The organism is Stieleria sp. JC731 (genome assembly GCF_020966635.1).
Taxonomy (GTDB): Bacteria; Planctomycetota; Planctomycetia; order Pirellulales; family Pirellulaceae; genus Stieleria.
Genome location: NZ_JAJKFQ010000005.1, coordinates 1,087,922 through 1,105,570, shown reverse-complemented (window position 1 = coordinate 1,105,570; position 17,649 = coordinate 1,087,922). Strand labels below are relative to the sequence as shown.

Here is a 17,649-nt window from a genome sequence, read left to right as displayed (position 1 = left end):
GCTCGATTTTAGGATTAGCCGCATGGCGTTAGCCACGGTTTCAGTGCAATATCCGGGGCTAACGCCCGTCGGCTGATGCCTGAACCCGCTCGATTTTAGGATTAGCCGCATGGCGTTAGCCACGGTTTCAGTGCAATAACCGGAGCTAACACTCGTCGGCTGATGACCCGAACCCGTATTTCCATACGGAACGAAACACTAGGGTTCAAGCGCCTTCTAGACAGATTTACAGTCCCTCAACGCCATTCGCGAACACGCCTTGCCGCCGGTGCCGCTATCCCGCTATAGCGTCTTTAGAGCGATTGGAAATTTTTTCGAAATCGCATTCGATTTCCGCAAAACCGGTTGGGACATGCGTACTTTTCTGTCGAATCTGTTGCCTTACGTTTCTTTTCAGCATGTCGTCGCCAGCTTGGCTATCACATGCGCCGGTTCAGTTGGCTTCGTCGCTTCTAGCACCGCATACGCACAGTCTGGCATGGCTTTGCCGGGCGATCCAGCGTTGCAAGGTGGCGGCCAAACAAACGTCGGACAGCCCAATCCCATGGCTGCGGCAGGACAATCGCAACCAGCAGCCGGCGCCGGATCGGCGATGCGCAGCCTTGAAACGCCCCCCAGCTTTCAACGCCAATCCAACAGCAACGCTGGTGGTCGCAGCAACACCCTTCCCAACCAAGCTGGTCAGCAGGCCTACGACTGGGACCTTCGCCCCTACACCGGATATCTGCAAAACCACGATCGCCCAGAACAGGCTGTGATCGACTGGGTTTTGCGAGAAACCGGAACAGATGCTTGGTTCACGTCGCCATTCGGCTACATGAACGCTAGCCGCGACCAACTTTCGATCTATCACACACGCGAAATGGCTGAAGTTGTCGGCGGAATCGTCGAACGATTCACTGCTGGCGAAAAAGACCCCCAAGTGCTTTCGCTAAAAGTCATGACGGTCGGCAACCCCAACTGGCGAAGCCGAGCTCATCTGTTGATGCAACACGTCGCGGTTGACTCCCCAGGCGTCCAAGCGTGGCTGTTAAGCAAGGAAAATGCGGCGCTCGTCCTAAACATGCTCCGTCAGCGAACGGACGCCCGCCAAGTCCAGGCCTTGGACTTGGTCACCTACAACGGGCAAACGCAAAAACTGGCCAGCACACGCGGCCGCAACTACGTTCGCAACGTCAAACCCGCGACCACAGGCTGGCCTCCCTATGAACCAGAAACCGGCGAAATCCAAGAAGGCTACCGCCTGGAAATCAGCCCCCTGCTAACGGTTGACCGCCAAGCACTCGACTGCGTGATCAAGGCAGAGATCGACCAGGTCGACAAACTGAAGCCCGTCGAACTCGACCTTCCCCTCCCAGACGGGACGGCGTACCGAACCAAGATCGATGTGCCACAAGTTGTCAGCTGGCGATTGCACGAACGATTCCGCTGGCCATCGGACATGGTCTTGCTACTTTCCTGCGGTGTGATCGCCAGTCCCGAGCGTCCTCAAGCAGCGATGCCTCTGCTGAACTTGGAGATGATCACCGGGACAACCGCTGGGCGCGCCGACGCTTTAATGTTCATCGAATACCGCGGCCGTGCATCAGAGAACCTGACAACCGCCCCGCTCGTCCCGCAGATCTCCCAGGGGCCCCTGGCACCCAACCGCGGACGTTATTAATCGATCGCCAGCCGCGAAACAGTTGACCTGCGGTTAAAAAGAATTGGTGTTTCGTTCCAGATGAAAATACGGGCTGGGGTCATCAACCGAGGGGCATTAACCCAGGTAACCGCACTGAAACCGTGGCTAACGCCATGCGGCTAATCCCAAACACGCGTTCGGATCATCAACCGACGGGCGTTGGCCCCGATAATTGCACCCGAACCGTGGCTAACGCCATGCGGCTAATCCTAAACACGGGTCTGGGTCATCAGCCGATGGGCGTTAGCCCCGGTTAATGCACCTAATGCCATGCGGCCAATCCTAAAATCGATTTGGAACGAACACCTAGCAAGTTCTGTGAAATTGGCGACGCATCATCGCAATTCGCCTGACACAGACGCCCCCTCTTTGCTACATCTCCTAAAGCTTAGAATGTGACCGCACATTCACTGTTACTCTGTCGTTGCGTTTAATTCATGGACAACGTCGCCTACCGCCGGGTCGTCATTACCGGCACCGGTGTAATCTCACCTCTCGGAAACAACCCGCAGGATTTGGTCGCACGTTTGCGATCCGGCCAAAGCGGTATCACTCCTTTGACTCAGGTCCCCCAAGGCGTCCTTTCGATCAGCCACGCGGCCGAAGCATCGGAGTTCACCGGTGACATCGGTGACTATGGCCCGATGGACAAAAAGCTGCAGCGGACAATTCGCAAAGGCAGCAAAGTGATGTGCCGCGAAATCGAGATGGGAGTCGCTGCGGCCCAATTGGCCCTTCATGATTCCGGTATCGACCAGTGCGAAGTCGATCGCGAAAGGTTTGGCGTCGTCTACGGATCCGACTACATCATGTCGTTGCCGCAGGAGTTTGCCAGCGGGATCGCCAAGTGCGTCGACGACGAAGGAAACTTTCACTTTGAAAAGTGGGGCTCCGAAGGCAAGCCCGAAGTCAATCCGCTGTGGCTGTTGAAGTACTTGCCGAATATGCCGGCAAGCCATATCGCCATCTACAACGACCTTCGTGGACCGAACAATTCGCTGACCGTGCGTGAAGCTTCGGCCGGCGTTGCGATGGCGGAAGCTTTCTCGACAATCTCACGTGGACATGCGGATGTCCTCGTCGTCGGTTCGACTGGCTCACGAATCCACCCGCTCCGTTCGCTGCATGCGGCAATGCAAGAAACGCTTGCTTCGGAACAAGATGACCCAACGACCATGAGTCGCCCGTTCGCCGAAGGTCGCGACGGCAGCGTTCTTGGCGAAGGTGCAGGCGCGATCATCTGCGAATCACTTGAACATGCACAAGCACGCAACGCGAACATCCTAGGGGAGATCGTCGGGTACGGCAGCAGTGCGGTTGGCAAACTAAGCGGCGAAGAATTTCTTCGCACCGCGATTGCAAACGTGTTGCGTGCCGCGCTCGGAGACGAATCGCCGGAAGCGATCGGACACATCCACGCGCATGGGCTAGGCACACCTGAATGTGATCACCAAGAAGCCTCGGCGATTGTTGATGTGTTCGGACCGGTGTCGCAACAACCGGCGGTAACAACCGCGAAAGGTCACTTCGGAAACCTGGGTGCCGGCGGCGGAATGGTGGAGACCATCGCCAGTCTGGTTAGCTTGGGCGAAAAGCTATTCCCGATCCGAAATGCAAAGCCACTTGATGAAGCCTGCCCCATCAACGCATGCGTCGACGATTCGACAGAAGCGGGTGACCAATTCATCAATGTCAACATCACGCCGCAGGGCCAAGCGAGCGCAATCCGAATCAAGCTTGCCAGCTGATTCGTATCCGCGGAGTGCATCAGCTAGCCCGCACTTGCTGAATTGAATCGGCAAGGCGTTGTCCGTTCAGAACCGGTGTCCGTTCAGAACCGTCGTCATCTCAGAGCCATGGCGACGGCGGATTAAAATCCCTCGTCAAATAGCTCTTCGCCGGTTAACGTTTGTAAAATTGCCGGACAACCTTCTTCGAGCATATCGAGAACTTCAACGAACCCATCGTCCTCGCCATAATACGGGTCGGGAACATCGTTCGGCCAGGTGTCATCCAAGTAGTCACTGAAGACACGGATGTGGTCGCGTGGCTTGCCAGCCAACTGAACTAAGCCGTGGTAGTTCTCGTTATCCATCGCGAGGACGAGATCAAATTTCCCGGGTTCCAAGTCATCCTTGGTGACCTGCCGCGCCAAGCTAGTCAATTCATAGCCACGCGCTTCGGCCGCGGCTCGCATCCGGACGTCAGCCTTTTCGCCAACGTGATACCCATGCGTTCCAGCCGAATCGACGTCGACATCGGCGCCGAATTCCTCGGCAAAACGCTTCATTACGGCTTCTGCTGCGGGTGATCGGCAAATGTTCCCCATGCAGACAAATAGCACACTTTTGGTCATTGATCTTTTATAGACAGAGTTAAATCGCAAGGACATAGCCTATGCGATGCCTCATCGGTCGATCAATGGTCTGCGGGAGGGGCACCGAATCAGTGCCCTAAATTGACACGACGCCGCCAACATAACCGGATAACGTGGCCGCCGGTCGCACAGAGAATGCGGCAATGCCGGAAGCGGTAGCCAGCTTTAGGACAAAAACACTTCGATCGCGTGGGTATCACTCTGAATCAAACCGGCCGAAATCGCTTTCTGATTCAACATCGCCAGTGCTTTTCGGCCGACTTCCCCCAGGTCAACCGTCCAGTCATTGACGTAAAGATCGACGTGCTGCATTAAGACTTCGTCGCTGAATTCTTGAGCGTAATGCCGCATGGTCGGAAGCGTTTCCTGCGGATGCTGTTTTGCATACTGGATCGATCGCTGCACCACCGACTGCACCGCCTTGGTCAGCTCTGATGGTAGATTTCGGCTGGCAACCAACCCGCCTAGCGGAAGCGGGCACGATGTCTCGCGTTCCCAGCGAGTCCCCAAATCTTCGATCAAGGCAAGCCCTTGCTGCTGCCACGTAAAACGCCCTTCGTGGATACAGACACCAAAATCGGCCGTGCGATCCTGTAGACGCGGCATGATCTCCGAAAACACGACTTGTTCGACCTGCGAAGCCTCTGGATAGAAAAGCTTCAGCAACATCGTCGCCGTCGTGTGCTCACCAGGACACAAAGTGATCCGCCCCGATTCCTGCGGAAGAATCCCTGACTGCTTGGCCAGCAAAAGCGGTCCGACGCCAAAGCCCAATGCCGAACCGCTAGGCAGCACCCAGGTCCGATCCGCCAGCAACAATGCCGCATGGAAGCTACATTTGGCGACATCAAAGTCGCCTTGGAACAGCCGTTCGTTCAACTGCTGGATGTCCAACAACTCGATTTGAAAATCCAGTCCGCCCAGATCGATCTTGCGTTCCAAGATCGCATGAAAAGCAAACGTGTCGTTGGGGCAGGTCGATATCCCCAGGCGAATCGGTGAAGTTGTCATCTAAGATCCAGTCGTCGTCTTTGCTCGACTTGTCGTCATTTGCCCAAAGCCAATGTCGCCGACGACGTAACCGTGCGGCGAAGGCTTATTGTTCGATAATCGCTTTTTGAATTTCGTTAGCAACGGCATGGAGTGCCGCACCGATTTGCCAAGTTGTCTTGTCTCGATTGCCGGCAACGTTCGAAATGCCACGCAAAACTTGAACGGGAATCTCACTGCGTTTGCATGCCAGTGCAACCGCAAAGGATTCCATGTCTTCACAGCAAACGCTGTCTTCACAGCAGATGCGGTCTTCAGCGAACGCACCTGTGTATCGCTTGCGACGCTGTTCGGCTTCCTCGATCGATACCGAAGCGGCGCATACTGTCAGCAACTTCATTGCCCGGGAATCATTGGTCAATAGCTCGGGACGATCGAGCTTAAGCGAAACCCCGTCATCGGAGTCGCTGTTGTACCAGTTCCATCCGAGCTCAGTCGCCGAGCGAAATTGATCGCCTTGCCCGATCCCGATTCCATCGATCGAAACTTCATCAAACCAAAAGGCATCGCCCACGAGATCAACTTGTGCATCGCAGTAGACGCCTGCGATTCCTGCCACGATGACTTTTGAAGGTTTCAATCGCCCGATCAGTTCGGCCGTTCGAATTGCCGCCGCAACGACACCAAAACCGACCACTTCCACCTGCCAATCTTCGGGCAGGGCAGGCAACGAGGACTGGATCGCACGTCGCTCCATGTCCGTCGGAATCAAGACAAGCGTTTTCAATCGCGTTCTCTCATCTGCAACCACCGCTCGACCGCTCGTCGATTGGAATCGAACGCCATGTTGTCGAGGTAGCTTTGATCAGGAACCGTCCAAACGAAATCGTCCAGTTCGCTTTCTTCAAGTGTTACCGCAGAGGCATCAACGGCCTCACATGTGTAAAACAAGTCGATCACTTGTGAGACGACACCGCGGTAGTTGTATTGATTTGGAAAAGTCATGAGCAGATCGATCGAATCGACTGCTAACTGCGTTTCCTCGGTGATTTCACGCTTCAAGGCGTCTTCGATCGTCTCTCCGACATCGACAAATCCACCGGGTAGCCCCCAACGGCCTTTTCCTGGATCGCGAGCCCGGCGGACCAGCAACAACCGCTGTTGGTCATCAACCACCAAACCGCCGACAGCCGCTACCGGGCCAAAAAAGTTTGTGAATTGACACTCGGGGCAACGGAACGGAATCGCCCCCGGGGTCGGATGCTGGTTACCGCAACGCGGGCAGAACTTGTAGGTATCTTCGATCGCAGTCGTCATGACGGGTGGCTGTGACCATTCCGGTCATCAAATCGAGGTGATGCGAGTTTTGTGGCAACCAGAATAGAGCTTCCCGATCGCCTCATTGTCTGATCATTAGGATAGTAGCCCTCGCAAACCAGTAGTAGGTGGGGCAGCTAGAGGTTGCCCGCATATCCTGCAGCACGAACAACGCAGCAGGACGCAAATCCACGTGAAAGGTTCGCAAGCTCGGCTAGCGATTCAACCACCCCCAGACCTAAACGCTCGACGTCATCCTGTGCAAGCTGACTGTGAAGCAAGATTCGATAATCTTGCAGCATTGGCCTTAACGCGATGGCATGGGAGTATGATCTGTCCCAAGCGGGCAAGCCGTCCGCTTCGTCACCGATTGGCGAAACGGTTTCTTCGAATTGATCATCGTCAATCGCCAACATGGCCCCCTCGGGTGGATGACACAATTCAGTCCACACAACGATCGTCGCATCGTCGTCAGCCTGCAATTCTGCACCTCGAATCGCCCGTAAAATATTTTCCCAGCTCTGCTGCTGATCGTTCCCATCAAGCGATGCGATCACCAAACTGGCCCGGGCAGGTGCGGCTTGTGGAGGCTGTTGTTCGACCATCGCTTCGATCGTCCCGGCAACAACGGCCCCAAGGTTACCGGCATCGTTGACGACGACGCCGCAAACCAATTGAACGCCTAATAGCCAAGGGACTTCTTTGTTGATCACATTGCCCGTCGGCATTTTTCGATGGGCTGATTTTTGGAGGGATTGCTCCGTTGCCCTTTGGCGGGTTGCCGAATCGGTCAACGTCGGAAAAATCCCCGTCACATCGACGTCCGCTCCTGGTTCGCAGGGCCGGATCGCCATGATCGGAAGCACGAAATCCGCTTCGACCAAGTACCGGCTTAGATAAATCGGATCCGCCTCAGCGTCCGCGGCCAAATAGCTCAACTCGGCTCTTGAGTCGCACTGATGCCTGTAGACCGAACACCCTGTGGCGACTTGCTTGACCAACTCAACTGTCTCGTCTGTCGCTTCATCCCACAACACGATGTCGATTTCACCCGCCTCCGTTTTCCGAACAGCATCAATCGCGCCTTTGACCACCTGATCGATGAACGGGATGTTCGGATCAACGGCAAAAGCAACTCGGTCGCCGGGGACAATGGCCGCCGCCAAGGCTGGAAAATCAACGGGTGCCGCAAGCGCGTCGACCGTCGCTTCGACAATGTTCTCGCAGCTCGCACCATTGGGCCGCGTCAATTCCCAGGTCTCGCCCGAAGCAATATTGGCGTCTTGTACGGAAAACAACAGCATGAGGAAAATCGTTCCTAGTGGCAAAAACAAACATCTACACTCCGACTGAAAATCCGGTCACGCAAAACACGTTTCCGAGCTCAATTGCGGCTCCGGACTCACACATTCTCAGCGCGGTTATGTCGGTTTCGATGCAGAAACGCAACCACCTCGCGGTCAAAGCCAACAATTTGGTATGACATACCGTCACCAATCTGCCCATTCAAAGGCCCTTCTTTCTGCAGTTCAGAATGTCCCGCCAATCGAATCCTTTTTCCGGCCAGCATCAGACGGGATTCTGTGTTACTGCATGCCTTCGCCGCGACAGCCACTTCAAATTGTGGTTTCATCAATCGGTGGTTTGGTTTCTCGCTTTCGTATTGCTTGCACAATCAGGGTGCGGAACGGATAGCCAACCCGCTGCTAAATCCAGCGATGGCGACAATCGTGTGGCAGAAGTCACGCTACCAGCGATTCAGCCAAGCGAGTATTTGCGTAGCGTGATCAGCCGCTACCAAAACGAAAAGCACTACCGCGACCAAGGCTTTGTTCGCATGGTGGTCGAGCGTGATGGGCAGAGCACCACCGAAGAAGCGCCGATGAGTGTTCACCTCGAAGGAGGCAAAATTCAGCTTGCAGCCTATGATGCAAGACTTTGGTCCGATGGAAAGCAAACACTGGGGTGGATCGCCGACCCCAGTACGAACATGCATGATGGCCAGGTTGTTGTCGGAGGAAGCTTGCGAGGCAGCGATGCGGTGGTCAAACGTCCGACGCTGGAACTGATGCTTCGCGATCCCATCCTGACATCCAAAATGAAAGCCGGACTGGGCGGCCCGCCTCCACAACTGGAATGGCTGCTCGCTGATGACCCGATGGCCAACCTCTTTCGCGGCAAACAAGTCAGCCGCATCGAATACGTCGGCATCATGCAATTGCAAAACGTTAACTGCGTTGTTGTGCTCGCCGAAGTCGAAGGCGAATACTACCGATTCTGGGTAGACCGTCAGCGTTCGATCGTCAAGCTGATCGAATTACCAACATCGGTCGCCGAGGTCGAAGTCACCGTCGAAGGCTTTCGTATCGCATCGCTAGAACTGGTGTTAGCCGACGCAACATTTAACACATCTAGCGCACCGTTCCCAAGCGCGCCCAAAAACGATTTTCCCTCAAGACCCGTTTACCTGCGTTCGCTGCTTCCGCTACCTCCGCACGCACCCCACCCACAGCTTGGTCGCGAGCTATCCAAGTTTCGCGTCCGCGATGCATCGGATCGCTACGATGTCACCCAGCGAGGCGTCGATCGTCTTCTGACGCTTTTCATAGCGACGAACGACGCTGCCGAATCGAATGTCGCTGCCGACATGCAATTGATTAGCTTTGCTTCACTGCAGCTGGCAAATCTTACACCAGAGCAGCGAGCACAAGTCCGGCCCGTTGTCGTAACCAGTCCAGACCGTGCTGCGCAACTGAGGCAGATCGGAGTCGAGCAATCAGAATGGATCCTGGTGTCAGCACCTGCGGCGCTTCGTGAATTCGACTCCAGACCAACAGCCGTTCTGATTAACGCCCGTGGAAAATGCCTATTCGCCGCTCATCAATTTATGGCGAACCAATTGACCACATTGCCCGCCATCATTTCCGACACGCTAGCCGGAGTCGATGTCACTGATACGCTTCTTAAACAGTGGCAGGCCGATCAAAAAGCTTATCGTGAAAAGCTGTATGAAATGAAAATTGACAGGTAGCCGATGGCCGTGGCACCGCGAATGCATTTGACAGCAAATGCAGCTGATCTTGCGGCGAAATCAGCGACTCGGCGAAGATAGCGCCCCCGATACGCTCCCTCGCTTTTTGCCACAGACTGTCTCATGGATGACCGCGACTTGGACCGGATGCCCAATCCGTTTTCACCTTTCGCCGAAGAAGGAAAACGATCTCGTGAGACATTCGTATCGACGGCAAAATGGCTGTTGATCGCGATTTTGATGTTCGTCGGATTGACCTTCGCGCAAAAGCACTCGCAAAAGCTGCGTGTCGCCGACCTGCTGTCTCAATTCGATTTGACAGACGATCCCAATGCGGGAGACTCGTTGTCGAAAATCGATACTGTCAAAGACGACACAGACAAAACCAAACTGCTGGTCAAAGCCCTTTGCAGTGAAAACGAAGCGACCTGCAAGGAAGCGGCGAGGCGTCTATTCGAACTCAATTCGCAGTGGACAACAATCCAAACCGACGAACAGCTGCGATTGCGCTGCAACTTGGCTAGAGAACTGACCGCTTCGATGATGGGGCGGGAATCCGATACTAGACATCACCAAGATCATGCCCAGCAAGTCGCGCGTGCAGTTTTCGAACAACTGGTAGAGACTCCTCCTGGGATCGACGCCGAACAAAATCAGTCTCGCATGATGGCGATTGATGCGATCGCGATGCTACTGCAGAACAACAACGCTGACACAGCATCGGTCGCAACCGCTGACAAGACAGAATCTTCGAGCGATTCCATGGCAACTCCACCAACGATGCTTAGCCAGACGGATACCAACTGGACGGACTGGCCACCGACTTCGCCAACGATCTATCGCAAGCAAGTGACGTCACTAAACAAAGTCAACCAACCTGCTGTCGTGTTGAATCAGGTGTCCGATGAACCAAACGATCGCCGGACGGCTGCAGTTTTGGTTCGCCCAAGCATTGGTGCATCGAGCCCACAACAGGACACTCCCGAAGAAACCGCATCGGATCAACGCGAGCAGGAATACCAAAACGCACGCATCGATTACTGGGCAAAGATGCTCTCACGACAAAGCCGTCTCGATCGGATGGAAGCAGTCACCACGTTGTCGAAGATCGCCCACCCCCGTGTTGCTAGAATTCTCAGTTCACATATCGTGAATGAACGAGACCCTCACGTTGCAAAGCTGATCCGCAACTACTTTGAAAAACAAACACGGTGATCCATCTTCGCGATGCTAGAAATTGAATCTAAATATCGGATCGACGACCCGTCGGCTGTCTGCGAACACTTGATTTCGCTTGGTGCTCAGCGGCAACCGATTGAAACCCATGCTGACACGTATCTGCGACATCCCTGCCGCGACTTCGCTCAAACAAAAGAAGCCTTGAGGGTACGGCTCGTCGATGGTGTCGCATCGGTGACCTATAAAGGTCCCAAGCTAAACCTCGCTGATTCAGACTTGAAAGCTCGTAAAGAGATCGAATGGTGCTTGGCCCCCGCGGACGCTGAAGGCGAGCAGATGACATCGCTGATGAACGCGCTGGGATTTGAACCTGTCGCAACAGTCCGCAAACAACGTCAGACGTTTAAGTGGTCGCCAGACGATGAACGTGCGGACTTTTCGGTGACGGTTGACCGAGTCGAAAAAGTTGGCACATATGCTGAGATCGAGCTCCTACTCCATGACGAAAGCCCAGAAGCGGTTGCCGCGGCAGGCGATCGCATTCGCTCACTGGCTGCTGAACTGGGCCTGCACGAAACGGAGCGTCGAAGCTACTTGAGCCTGCTGCTGAGTCTCAGCTAGCGTCATCGCAGAAACCGATCCGAATCATCGACAAATTCTTTTTTGTCGCCGGTCCCCACGCGGTTTAAGACTCGAGGGCCTGAGCTCGCTAAACTGTGGGAGCAACTCTGCTATTCCTCCCCACAGGTCCCACCAATGAGATACGTCGCCACCGTTTCCTGTCTACTCCTTGCGCTGCTCCACACCGGTTTCATGCACGCCGCTGAAAATGAAGGCCCCAAGTTCGCTGCAGAGCAACACGAAATGCCGCTTTGGGATGGAATGGCTCCCGGATCGGAGCACCAAGGCGACGGCGATGTTCCGAAGTTGATCGTGACACTCGTCAAATCAGATCAACCGACCGCAGCGATCGTGATTTTGCCCGGTGGCGGATATGGCGGTCACGCAATCGGACACGAAGGCTACGACTTTGCCGAGTGGTTTAAAGAACGTGGCGTCTCATCCGCGATTTGCACTTACCGACTTCGCGGCAAAGGAAACGCTGGTAAAGGCTATGGGCACCCCATCCCCCTAAACGATGCTCAACGAGCGATCCAAACGCTGCGCTCCAATGCATCGAAATGGAACATCGATCCGGAACGCATCGGCGTCATCGGCTTTTCAGCGGGCGGTCACCTCTGTGCGACCGTGTCGACGCGCTATGCAGATACGGATGCCGGCACAGACCCGATTTCCAAAGTCTCGTCTCGTCCAGATTTCAGCATCTTGTGCTACCCGGTAATCGCATTCGGAAAAGATCACACGCACAAAGGGAGCCAGCGTAATCTTCTTGGCCCCGACGCTGACGAAGCAACCATCGCAGACACTTCTGGCGAAGCTCACGTTAGCGAACAGACACCTCCGACGTTTCTGTTTCATACCGCCGCCGATAAAGCAGTCCCACCGCAAAACAGTTTGGATTACTACTACGCCTTGGCTAATAACAAAGTCCCCGCTGAACTTCATATCTTCCCAGAAGGCCGCCACGGACTTGGTTTGGCAAAGGATCAGCCAGGAGCTTCCGTATGGCCGTCCCTTTGTGAAAAGTGGTTGCGGAGCCTCGGCGTCGTTACTGCCCAGTAGCCAATGGTCGGATTGGACAATTGCGTGCGCCGATAGCAGGCGTACCAATTGATCCGAATATCAAGGTGATAAAATCTCCGTGGCGGCAACGCTTCCACGATTGCCACGGAAATGCGTACTCGGTCACAGTGATGAATGTCGAAAAGATGGTTGGGGCCAAACGCCAGCGCAACTTTTAGGACCAACCATCTATCCTTGACCGACATGGACACGAACGAGGGCTTTCCCTTTTCGTCAACGCTTTCACTTCAGGTTCAACCTGGCTGGGGAGAGGTGCGCTGGTTGGGATGTCGGTTTCAGCTGTCGCAGATCAACGGACTGAAGTTTGTCGCAAGAGCTCAGCACAGCCCAGTTTCTGAGGAGCACCACGATACACTTCGGCAATCGGCAGGCAATGGAAAGTTCCGGTCCGGGATTCTAGTGACAGCCTCAGGCGTTTCACTGCCCATTAAGTTTGCGGTTGACCGATACGATGACATCACGCTAGTCGGTGAACTGGGCCAGTTGTCCGAACGCACCGAACAGAAACTGAGAGTGCTGCTGAAATCCTTGGCCCAGCTACAGCCTGTCGTGCAGTCTGAATTGGTTCAGACCGATCCGACAGATCTGTCCGATCAGACCAATTCGAATCAGTCCGATTTGTCCCATCAGTCCGATCCGTCTGAAACCAAGCTGACAATCCCGGCTGACATGCCGGACGCGCCGGGCAATCACCAGACCGATCCGACGGATCTGTCCGATCAGACCGATTCGAATCAGTCCGATCTGTCCCATCAGTCTGATCCGTCTGAAACCAACCTGACAATCCCGGCTGACCTGCCGGACGCGCCGGGCAATCACCAGACCAATCCGACGGATCTGTCCGATCAGACCGATTCGAATCAGTCCGATCCGTCCCATCAGTCTGATCCGTCTGAAACCAGCCTGACCAACCAAGTCCCCTGGCTGCTGGATCCCAGCGTGCTCACCCTGACCGGTCCGCAACCGCCTGCCGACTCACCGCCACCGCAGCGACTGGTTTTCCAACAAGAACTCCCCCGGTATACGATCACAACGACTCCGGAACCTTCCCCTGGAAACCTTGCCAATACTCGCATCGCTAGGCAGCGGCAACTGCTTAAAACTCTGGGACGCGGCCTTAGCGCAGCAGTGCTAATGTCGATTGGCTGGGGATCCATGCAGTGGGCCATGGGACCAGCAACCAGGCCGCGACTTCCTGATAGCGTCGCAACCGCACCCGAGCAGTTGATCCCCATCGTTCTCAAGGCCGATGGTTTACTTGAACAGGTCAACGTTGTCGTAGGGCAAACCATCCGGGTTGGCGACTCACTCGCTCGGTTTTCACATCCGGTCGATCCGAACACATTGAAAAAACTGGAATTTGAAATTGCGACCGTCGCCACCTACCTTTCCGATCAAACTGCCGAACTTGAACGACTAACAGCGCAGGTCGAACGGATTCGCTTATCACTTGATCAGACCGAAGCGTCATGCCGTGAATCTTATCAATCGGCGATGGCGAATCTTGCAACGCTTGAAAAACGTGCGGACGAAATGATCCCCTTGATTCGGCAACGCAAAGTCGAACGCAAAGACGTTGTCGCATTGCATGACGAACTTGAAACAGCCGAGCTAGTCCTTGCCGAGCGACAGTTGGCACTCAAACAGGCCGAGCTCGCGTCCGCCAAAAGCGAAGAGCAGATGTTGGTTTCTGCAGGTGTCTTCCAATCCAGGACCTATCTGCAGAGCTCGATCGATGAAGCAAAACGGTTTCTCGATTCGCTCAACAGCAAACGCGACCAATTGGTCCAACGCACAAGCTCGCAAGATTTCGCATCGCCCGTCGCCGGTGTGGTTCACTCGATCGATGCCGATAGTGAGCGATCAACAGACGCGGATTGCGTCGTCATCATTCGCAAAAAGCCTGCACAACCGGCAATCAAGCTCGGACGAACGTCAAACCCGAATCGTCGCTGGTGAACGCAAGGATGCATCGACAATTCTAAATCGAAGGCCTTTGATCGCTGCCCCACCGTTGTGAAACGTTAGCCCTTGATAGTCGACTCCGTCCAAGTCGAAATGGGTGTGACCGAAATATACGTCCGTCACACCGGCATCGGGATCTTGCCCGATAATTTCGCAGTACTCGCGGATGCGTCCGAGCACAACGATTTCACGAATCGAAAGGATCGCAAGCCGATGCAACCTGGCGTGGATTGCCAAATCGTAGGCATAGTGCAGCACCGGATGGCGTCGTTTCTTTTTCTCCATCCTCTCACGTCGCGCATCCAGACGCGCGTGATCCAACGAACCGTCTGCGACATCGCCATGAAGAAATAGACAGTGATCCAATCGCACAAAATAGCGATGCCACTGAAAATTCGGAAACCGTGCCGCCAAAGTCCTCAATCGATCAACAAACAGAGGGTGCGAATCGTGGTTGCCAAGAATGTAGTGGAACTCGCAACGATCACTTTGACGAAGTAAATCTTCAATCCACGTCTCGGCTCGGTTCAGTGTGCTATCCGGGCAGGGATCGGAGCTCCACTTGAAATCGAAGATATCGCCACCGAGAACCAGCGTATGGCAATCGCGTGCTTTCTGATGTAGCGACTGCACGACCTGATCGCCCGTCGAACGGCGAGAGAATAGGTGTAGATCGGAGACGAAACAGCTGTTGCCAGTTAAAGCTTGGCCGTCGTTATTCGTCGAAAAGTTCATTGCGTGTGGTGTTCGTTCTGACTGCCGCTAAAAGCCTACACGGAATGCAGGCTCGATATTTGATCATGCCTGATGCACTTTAGTGAACTTGCCTAGCCGATGGTGCATCGATTCCATGCGAAACGCTGGCGAATGTTGCGATTTCGCATCGAATATTGAGATGTTAGACGCGAGTGAGCTTGGTGATTCTGCCGGTCGAAACCCACTCGGCGACGACAATATCGCCATTTTTATCAAAGCAAGCGTCATGGGGATGGACGAATTTTCCATCAATCCATTTCGAGGGGTTTGCACGAATCGATCGCTTTTTGTCCGCAGAAACTCTTTCGCGATCATCCCCCAATGTGACGACGGTATTGAAGTTTTTGTCCAACAACGAAACTCGTGCGACCAACTCTGGGACGAGCATCAAGTCACCGTGCGTATCGATATTGGCTGGCAGTCCAAACCCATCAACGGTTCTGATGTAGTTGTGATCCATATCAAAAACCTGCAACGAGTTGTGGGCTCGATCTGCGACAACAATCATTGGCGAATCACCGCGTCGGTCAATCCAGATCCCGTGCGGCAGGTTAAATGTTCCGTTACCATCACCGGCCCCACCAAACACGCCCTTCCAATTCCCGTCGGCATCGTACTGGTGCACGACATACGCGCCATACCCGTCGGCAACCAAGAAATCTCCATTGTCTAAGAACGCAAAGTTGGTTGGCATGAATCGGTCGCGTCCCCATTTTGCTTTGGGGTTCGATGCTTCGCCCTCGGCGTACTTGCCAGACTTCATCGGTGCGTACTTTTGCCAAACGACCTCGCCGTCGAGCGTCAGTTTGCAAATCGTCTTCAGGTGCTGATAGCCAGAGACGTAGATAAAAGGCGTACCGTTTTCGGTTCGGATGTCCAAGCCGTGTCCACCACCCTGAAACTGTTCTCCGAACGCTTTGACAAACCGACCGTCTTCGTCAAAGACAAAAATTGCAGGATGGTCAGCGAGTTTCGACTGACCTTCATGGATGACGTACAAACGGTTCTGATCGTCAACAGTGACGTTATGGGTCGTTTGCCAGTGGTACTGGTCTGGAAGCTGTGGCCAAGCGTGTTCATAGCGGAACTGAAAGTCGCCCGAACCGAGCACGTTTTGTGCGGCAGATCGTTTGGCAGTCATGATTGCAGGAACGGCAGCAGCAGCGGCTGCGACAAATCGTCGACGTGAAAGCTTGGGCAGCATTGTTGGAAGGCCAAATAGCGTGGGGGGAACGACCGGGGTCCGGTGCCCTAGTTTACCAAAGTTGGATCAGGTGGTCGGCAAAGTGTCGACGCCAACTTTGACGTTTAGGCAACGCGAGTTGACAAAGTGTTTTAGACAAACACAGCGAAGCCTTGCCCAATTCCGCCGGGTACAAACACCCACCATTGCGTGATGAAATGAATCAGAATGACAAGGTTTTTCAATGGGTTTGTTCAGCCAAATCGTCCGGACTTGTTATTCTTTACCTGATCGTCAATCTGACGTTCACGACCAGTCTCTTACAAAAACCGAAAGGGAATTGCGATGAGCCAAGGTAAATTCTTGTCACTAGTCGTTGCTGCTGTTCTTGCCGCTACCCCAGCAGTCGCTCAAGACGTTGAACAAGACACCCAATCGCAACCAGCGACGATGATTGATATTGGCGAATTCGAAGTCCCTGATGGTGACTTGGATGAAATCGTTCAATACGTCGACGAACTCAGTGAGTTGCAAACCGAGCTGAATCGACAGTTCAACGACGCTCAGGCCAAAATTAATGACGCGATGCGTGAAGCGTCGGAACAGATCTTGGCCCAGGGCGACGACCTTTCCGATCGTCACTTCGCGATCGCAGCGAAGTTAGTTCTGCCCAACCGGATCCGTGAAGTTGCCGACCTGAGTGTTGAAGAACAAGAAAAGCTACTCGCGATGACAACGCGTGAGCTTAACATCATCCTGGAAGTCAACCCACAACAGCCCAACCTGAGGAACGCTTTGAATCTGGCAACGTATCTAGAACGTGCCGGCGATCCAGATTTGGCGTTAAAAGCGAATAAGTCATTTGCGGAGATCTTGAGCGAGCTTTCCGACCCAAGATTGCGATCTCTACAAGCACGTTTCGAATCGTCAGCTAAACGCTTGGCGCTGCTCGGTAAAGAGATCGATTTGGTTGGCAATCTGGTCAGTGGAGACAAGTTCGACTGGTCGCAATATCGTGGCAAAGTTGTGCTCGTTGACTTCTGGGCGACATGGTGTGGTCCCTGTATCGCAGAAGCGCCCAATGTTCGGGAAAACTACGAACGCTATCACGACAAAGGCTTTGACGTCGTTGGCATCAGCCTGGACACCGACCGCGAACGCTTAGAAACGTTCATCGAAAAAGAAGACGTCCCGTGGGTCAACCTTTTCGAAGACGACGCCGGATGGAAGCACCCGATGGCCGTCGAATACGGAATCAACGCGATCCCATCAGTCTGGCTCGTTAATGAAGAAGGCAAAGTGGTCTCGCTGAACGCACGCGGACCAGAACTGGGAAAACAGTTGGCAAAGCTGCTGGGCCCTGTAGAAGAACCTGCTGAAGAGTCGGTGGAAGAATCCGCCGAGTAAGCTCCTTTGGCAACGCTAGTGGTTCGATCCAACTCGATTTTAGGATTAGCCGTATG

General features: G+C 54.3%; 16 protein-coding genes. 8 read left to right on the top strand and 8 right to left on the bottom strand.

Annotated features, from left to right (window positions below; translation table 11 throughout):
* The first annotated feature begins 352 nt into the window (after positions 1 to 352).
* A complete protein-coding gene (locus tag LOC67_RS15070; protein ID WP_230263436.1) occupies positions 353 to 1,663 on the top strand; it encodes a hypothetical protein in 1,311 nt (436 codons plus the stop codon).
* A gap of 458 nt (positions 1,664 to 2,121) precedes the next feature.
* The gene (locus tag LOC67_RS15065; protein WP_230263435.1) at positions 2,122 to 3,432 is read left to right on the top strand and encodes a beta-ketoacyl-[acyl-carrier-protein] synthase family protein; all 1,311 of its coding nucleotides are present in this window, start codon (positions 2,122 to 2,124) and stop codon (positions 3,430 to 3,432) included.
* A gap of 122 nt (positions 3,433 to 3,554) precedes the next feature.
* On the opposite strand, the gene LOC67_RS15060 is transcribed toward LOC67_RS15065, so the two are convergent.
* From LOC67_RS15060 to LOC67_RS15035, 6 genes are all read right to left on the bottom strand, one after another.
* Entirely contained in the window at positions 3,555 to 4,040 is a 486-nt protein-coding gene (locus LOC67_RS15060) for a low molecular weight protein-tyrosine-phosphatase (RefSeq protein ID WP_230263434.1), read from the bottom strand.
* Positions 4,041 to 4,226: 186 nt separating this feature from the next.
* Entirely contained in the window at positions 4,227 to 5,072 is an 846-nt protein-coding gene (locus tag LOC67_RS15055; protein WP_230263433.1) for a 1,4-dihydroxy-6-naphthoate synthase, read from the bottom strand.
* 85 nt (positions 5,073 to 5,157) lie between these two features.
* Positions 5,158 to 5,838, bottom strand: coding sequence for a futalosine hydrolase (gene mqnB / locus LOC67_RS15050; protein WP_230263432.1), 681 nt, complete (start codon positions 5,836 to 5,838; stop codon positions 5,158 to 5,160).
* Positions 5,835 to 6,368: an NUDIX domain-containing protein gene (locus LOC67_RS15045; RefSeq protein ID WP_230263431.1), complete on the bottom strand. Its 534-nt coding sequence runs from the start codon at positions 6,366 to 6,368 to the stop codon at positions 5,835 to 5,837. The genes mqnB and LOC67_RS15045 overlap by 4 nt, the downstream gene beginning before the upstream one ends.
* 137 nt (positions 6,369 to 6,505) lie before the next feature.
* Positions 6,506 to 7,672, bottom strand: a complete 1,167-nt coding sequence (locus LOC67_RS15040; protein ID WP_230263430.1) for a hypothetical protein — start codon at positions 7,670 to 7,672, stop codon at positions 6,506 to 6,508.
* A 98-nt stretch (positions 7,673 to 7,770) separates the two neighbouring features.
* Positions 7,771 to 8,001 carry a hypothetical protein gene (locus tag LOC67_RS15035; protein ID WP_230263429.1) on the bottom strand — a complete coding sequence of 77 codons (231 nt, stop codon included), beginning with the start codon at positions 7,999 to 8,001 and terminating at the stop codon, positions 7,771 to 7,773.
* A 6-nt stretch (positions 8,002 to 8,007) separates the two neighbouring features.
* Here LOC67_RS15035 and LOC67_RS15030 point away from each other — a divergent pair, with 6 nt between their 5' ends.
* The 5 genes from LOC67_RS15030 to LOC67_RS15010 all read left to right on the top strand — a co-directional run bounded on the left by LOC67_RS15030 (position 8,008) and on the right by LOC67_RS15010 (position 14,241).
* Positions 8,008 to 9,399: a hypothetical protein gene (locus LOC67_RS15030; RefSeq protein WP_230263428.1), complete on the top strand. Its 1,392-nt coding sequence runs from the start codon at positions 8,008 to 8,010 to the stop codon at positions 9,397 to 9,399.
* 123 nt (positions 9,400 to 9,522) lie between these two features.
* On the top strand, positions 9,523 to 10,614 hold the full coding sequence (locus LOC67_RS15025; protein WP_230263427.1) for a hypothetical protein: 1,092 nt from the start codon (positions 9,523 to 9,525) through the stop codon (positions 10,612 to 10,614).
* Positions 10,615 to 10,626: 12 nt separating this feature from the next.
* Positions 10,627 to 11,199 (top strand): class IV adenylate cyclase, encoded by a 573-nt coding sequence (cyaB, locus tag LOC67_RS15020; protein WP_230263426.1) that lies wholly within the window; start codon positions 10,627 to 10,629, stop codon positions 11,197 to 11,199.
* Between the two features lie 135 nt (positions 11,200 to 11,334).
* Positions 11,335 to 12,261, top strand: coding sequence for an alpha/beta hydrolase (locus LOC67_RS15015; RefSeq protein WP_230263425.1), 927 nt, complete (start codon positions 11,335 to 11,337; stop codon positions 12,259 to 12,261).
* Between the two features lie 204 nt (positions 12,262 to 12,465).
* Complete coding sequence (locus LOC67_RS15010) at positions 12,466 to 14,241, top strand: hypothetical protein (protein WP_230263424.1); 1,776 nt, start codon at positions 12,466 to 12,468, stop codon at positions 14,239 to 14,241.
* Here the strand turns inward: LOC67_RS15010 and LOC67_RS15005 are convergent.
* On the bottom strand, positions 14,218 to 14,982 hold the full coding sequence (locus LOC67_RS15005; protein ID WP_230263423.1) for a metallophosphoesterase: 765 nt from the start codon (positions 14,980 to 14,982) through the stop codon (positions 14,218 to 14,220). The two genes, LOC67_RS15010 and LOC67_RS15005, sit on opposite strands and share 24 nt — an antisense overlap.
* Positions 14,983 to 15,145: 163 nt before the next feature.
* Positions 15,146 to 16,207 (bottom strand): peptidase, encoded by a 1,062-nt coding sequence (locus tag LOC67_RS15000; protein WP_230263422.1) that lies wholly within the window; start codon positions 16,205 to 16,207, stop codon positions 15,146 to 15,148.
* A gap of 324 nt (positions 16,208 to 16,531) precedes the next feature.
* Between LOC67_RS15000 and LOC67_RS14995 the strand changes: the two genes are divergently transcribed.
* The gene (locus tag LOC67_RS14995) at positions 16,532 to 17,593 is read left to right on the top strand and encodes a peroxiredoxin family protein (RefSeq protein WP_230263421.1); all 1,062 of its coding nucleotides are present in this window, start codon (positions 16,532 to 16,534) and stop codon (positions 17,591 to 17,593) included.
* Positions 17,594 to 17,649 lie beyond the last annotated feature (56 nt).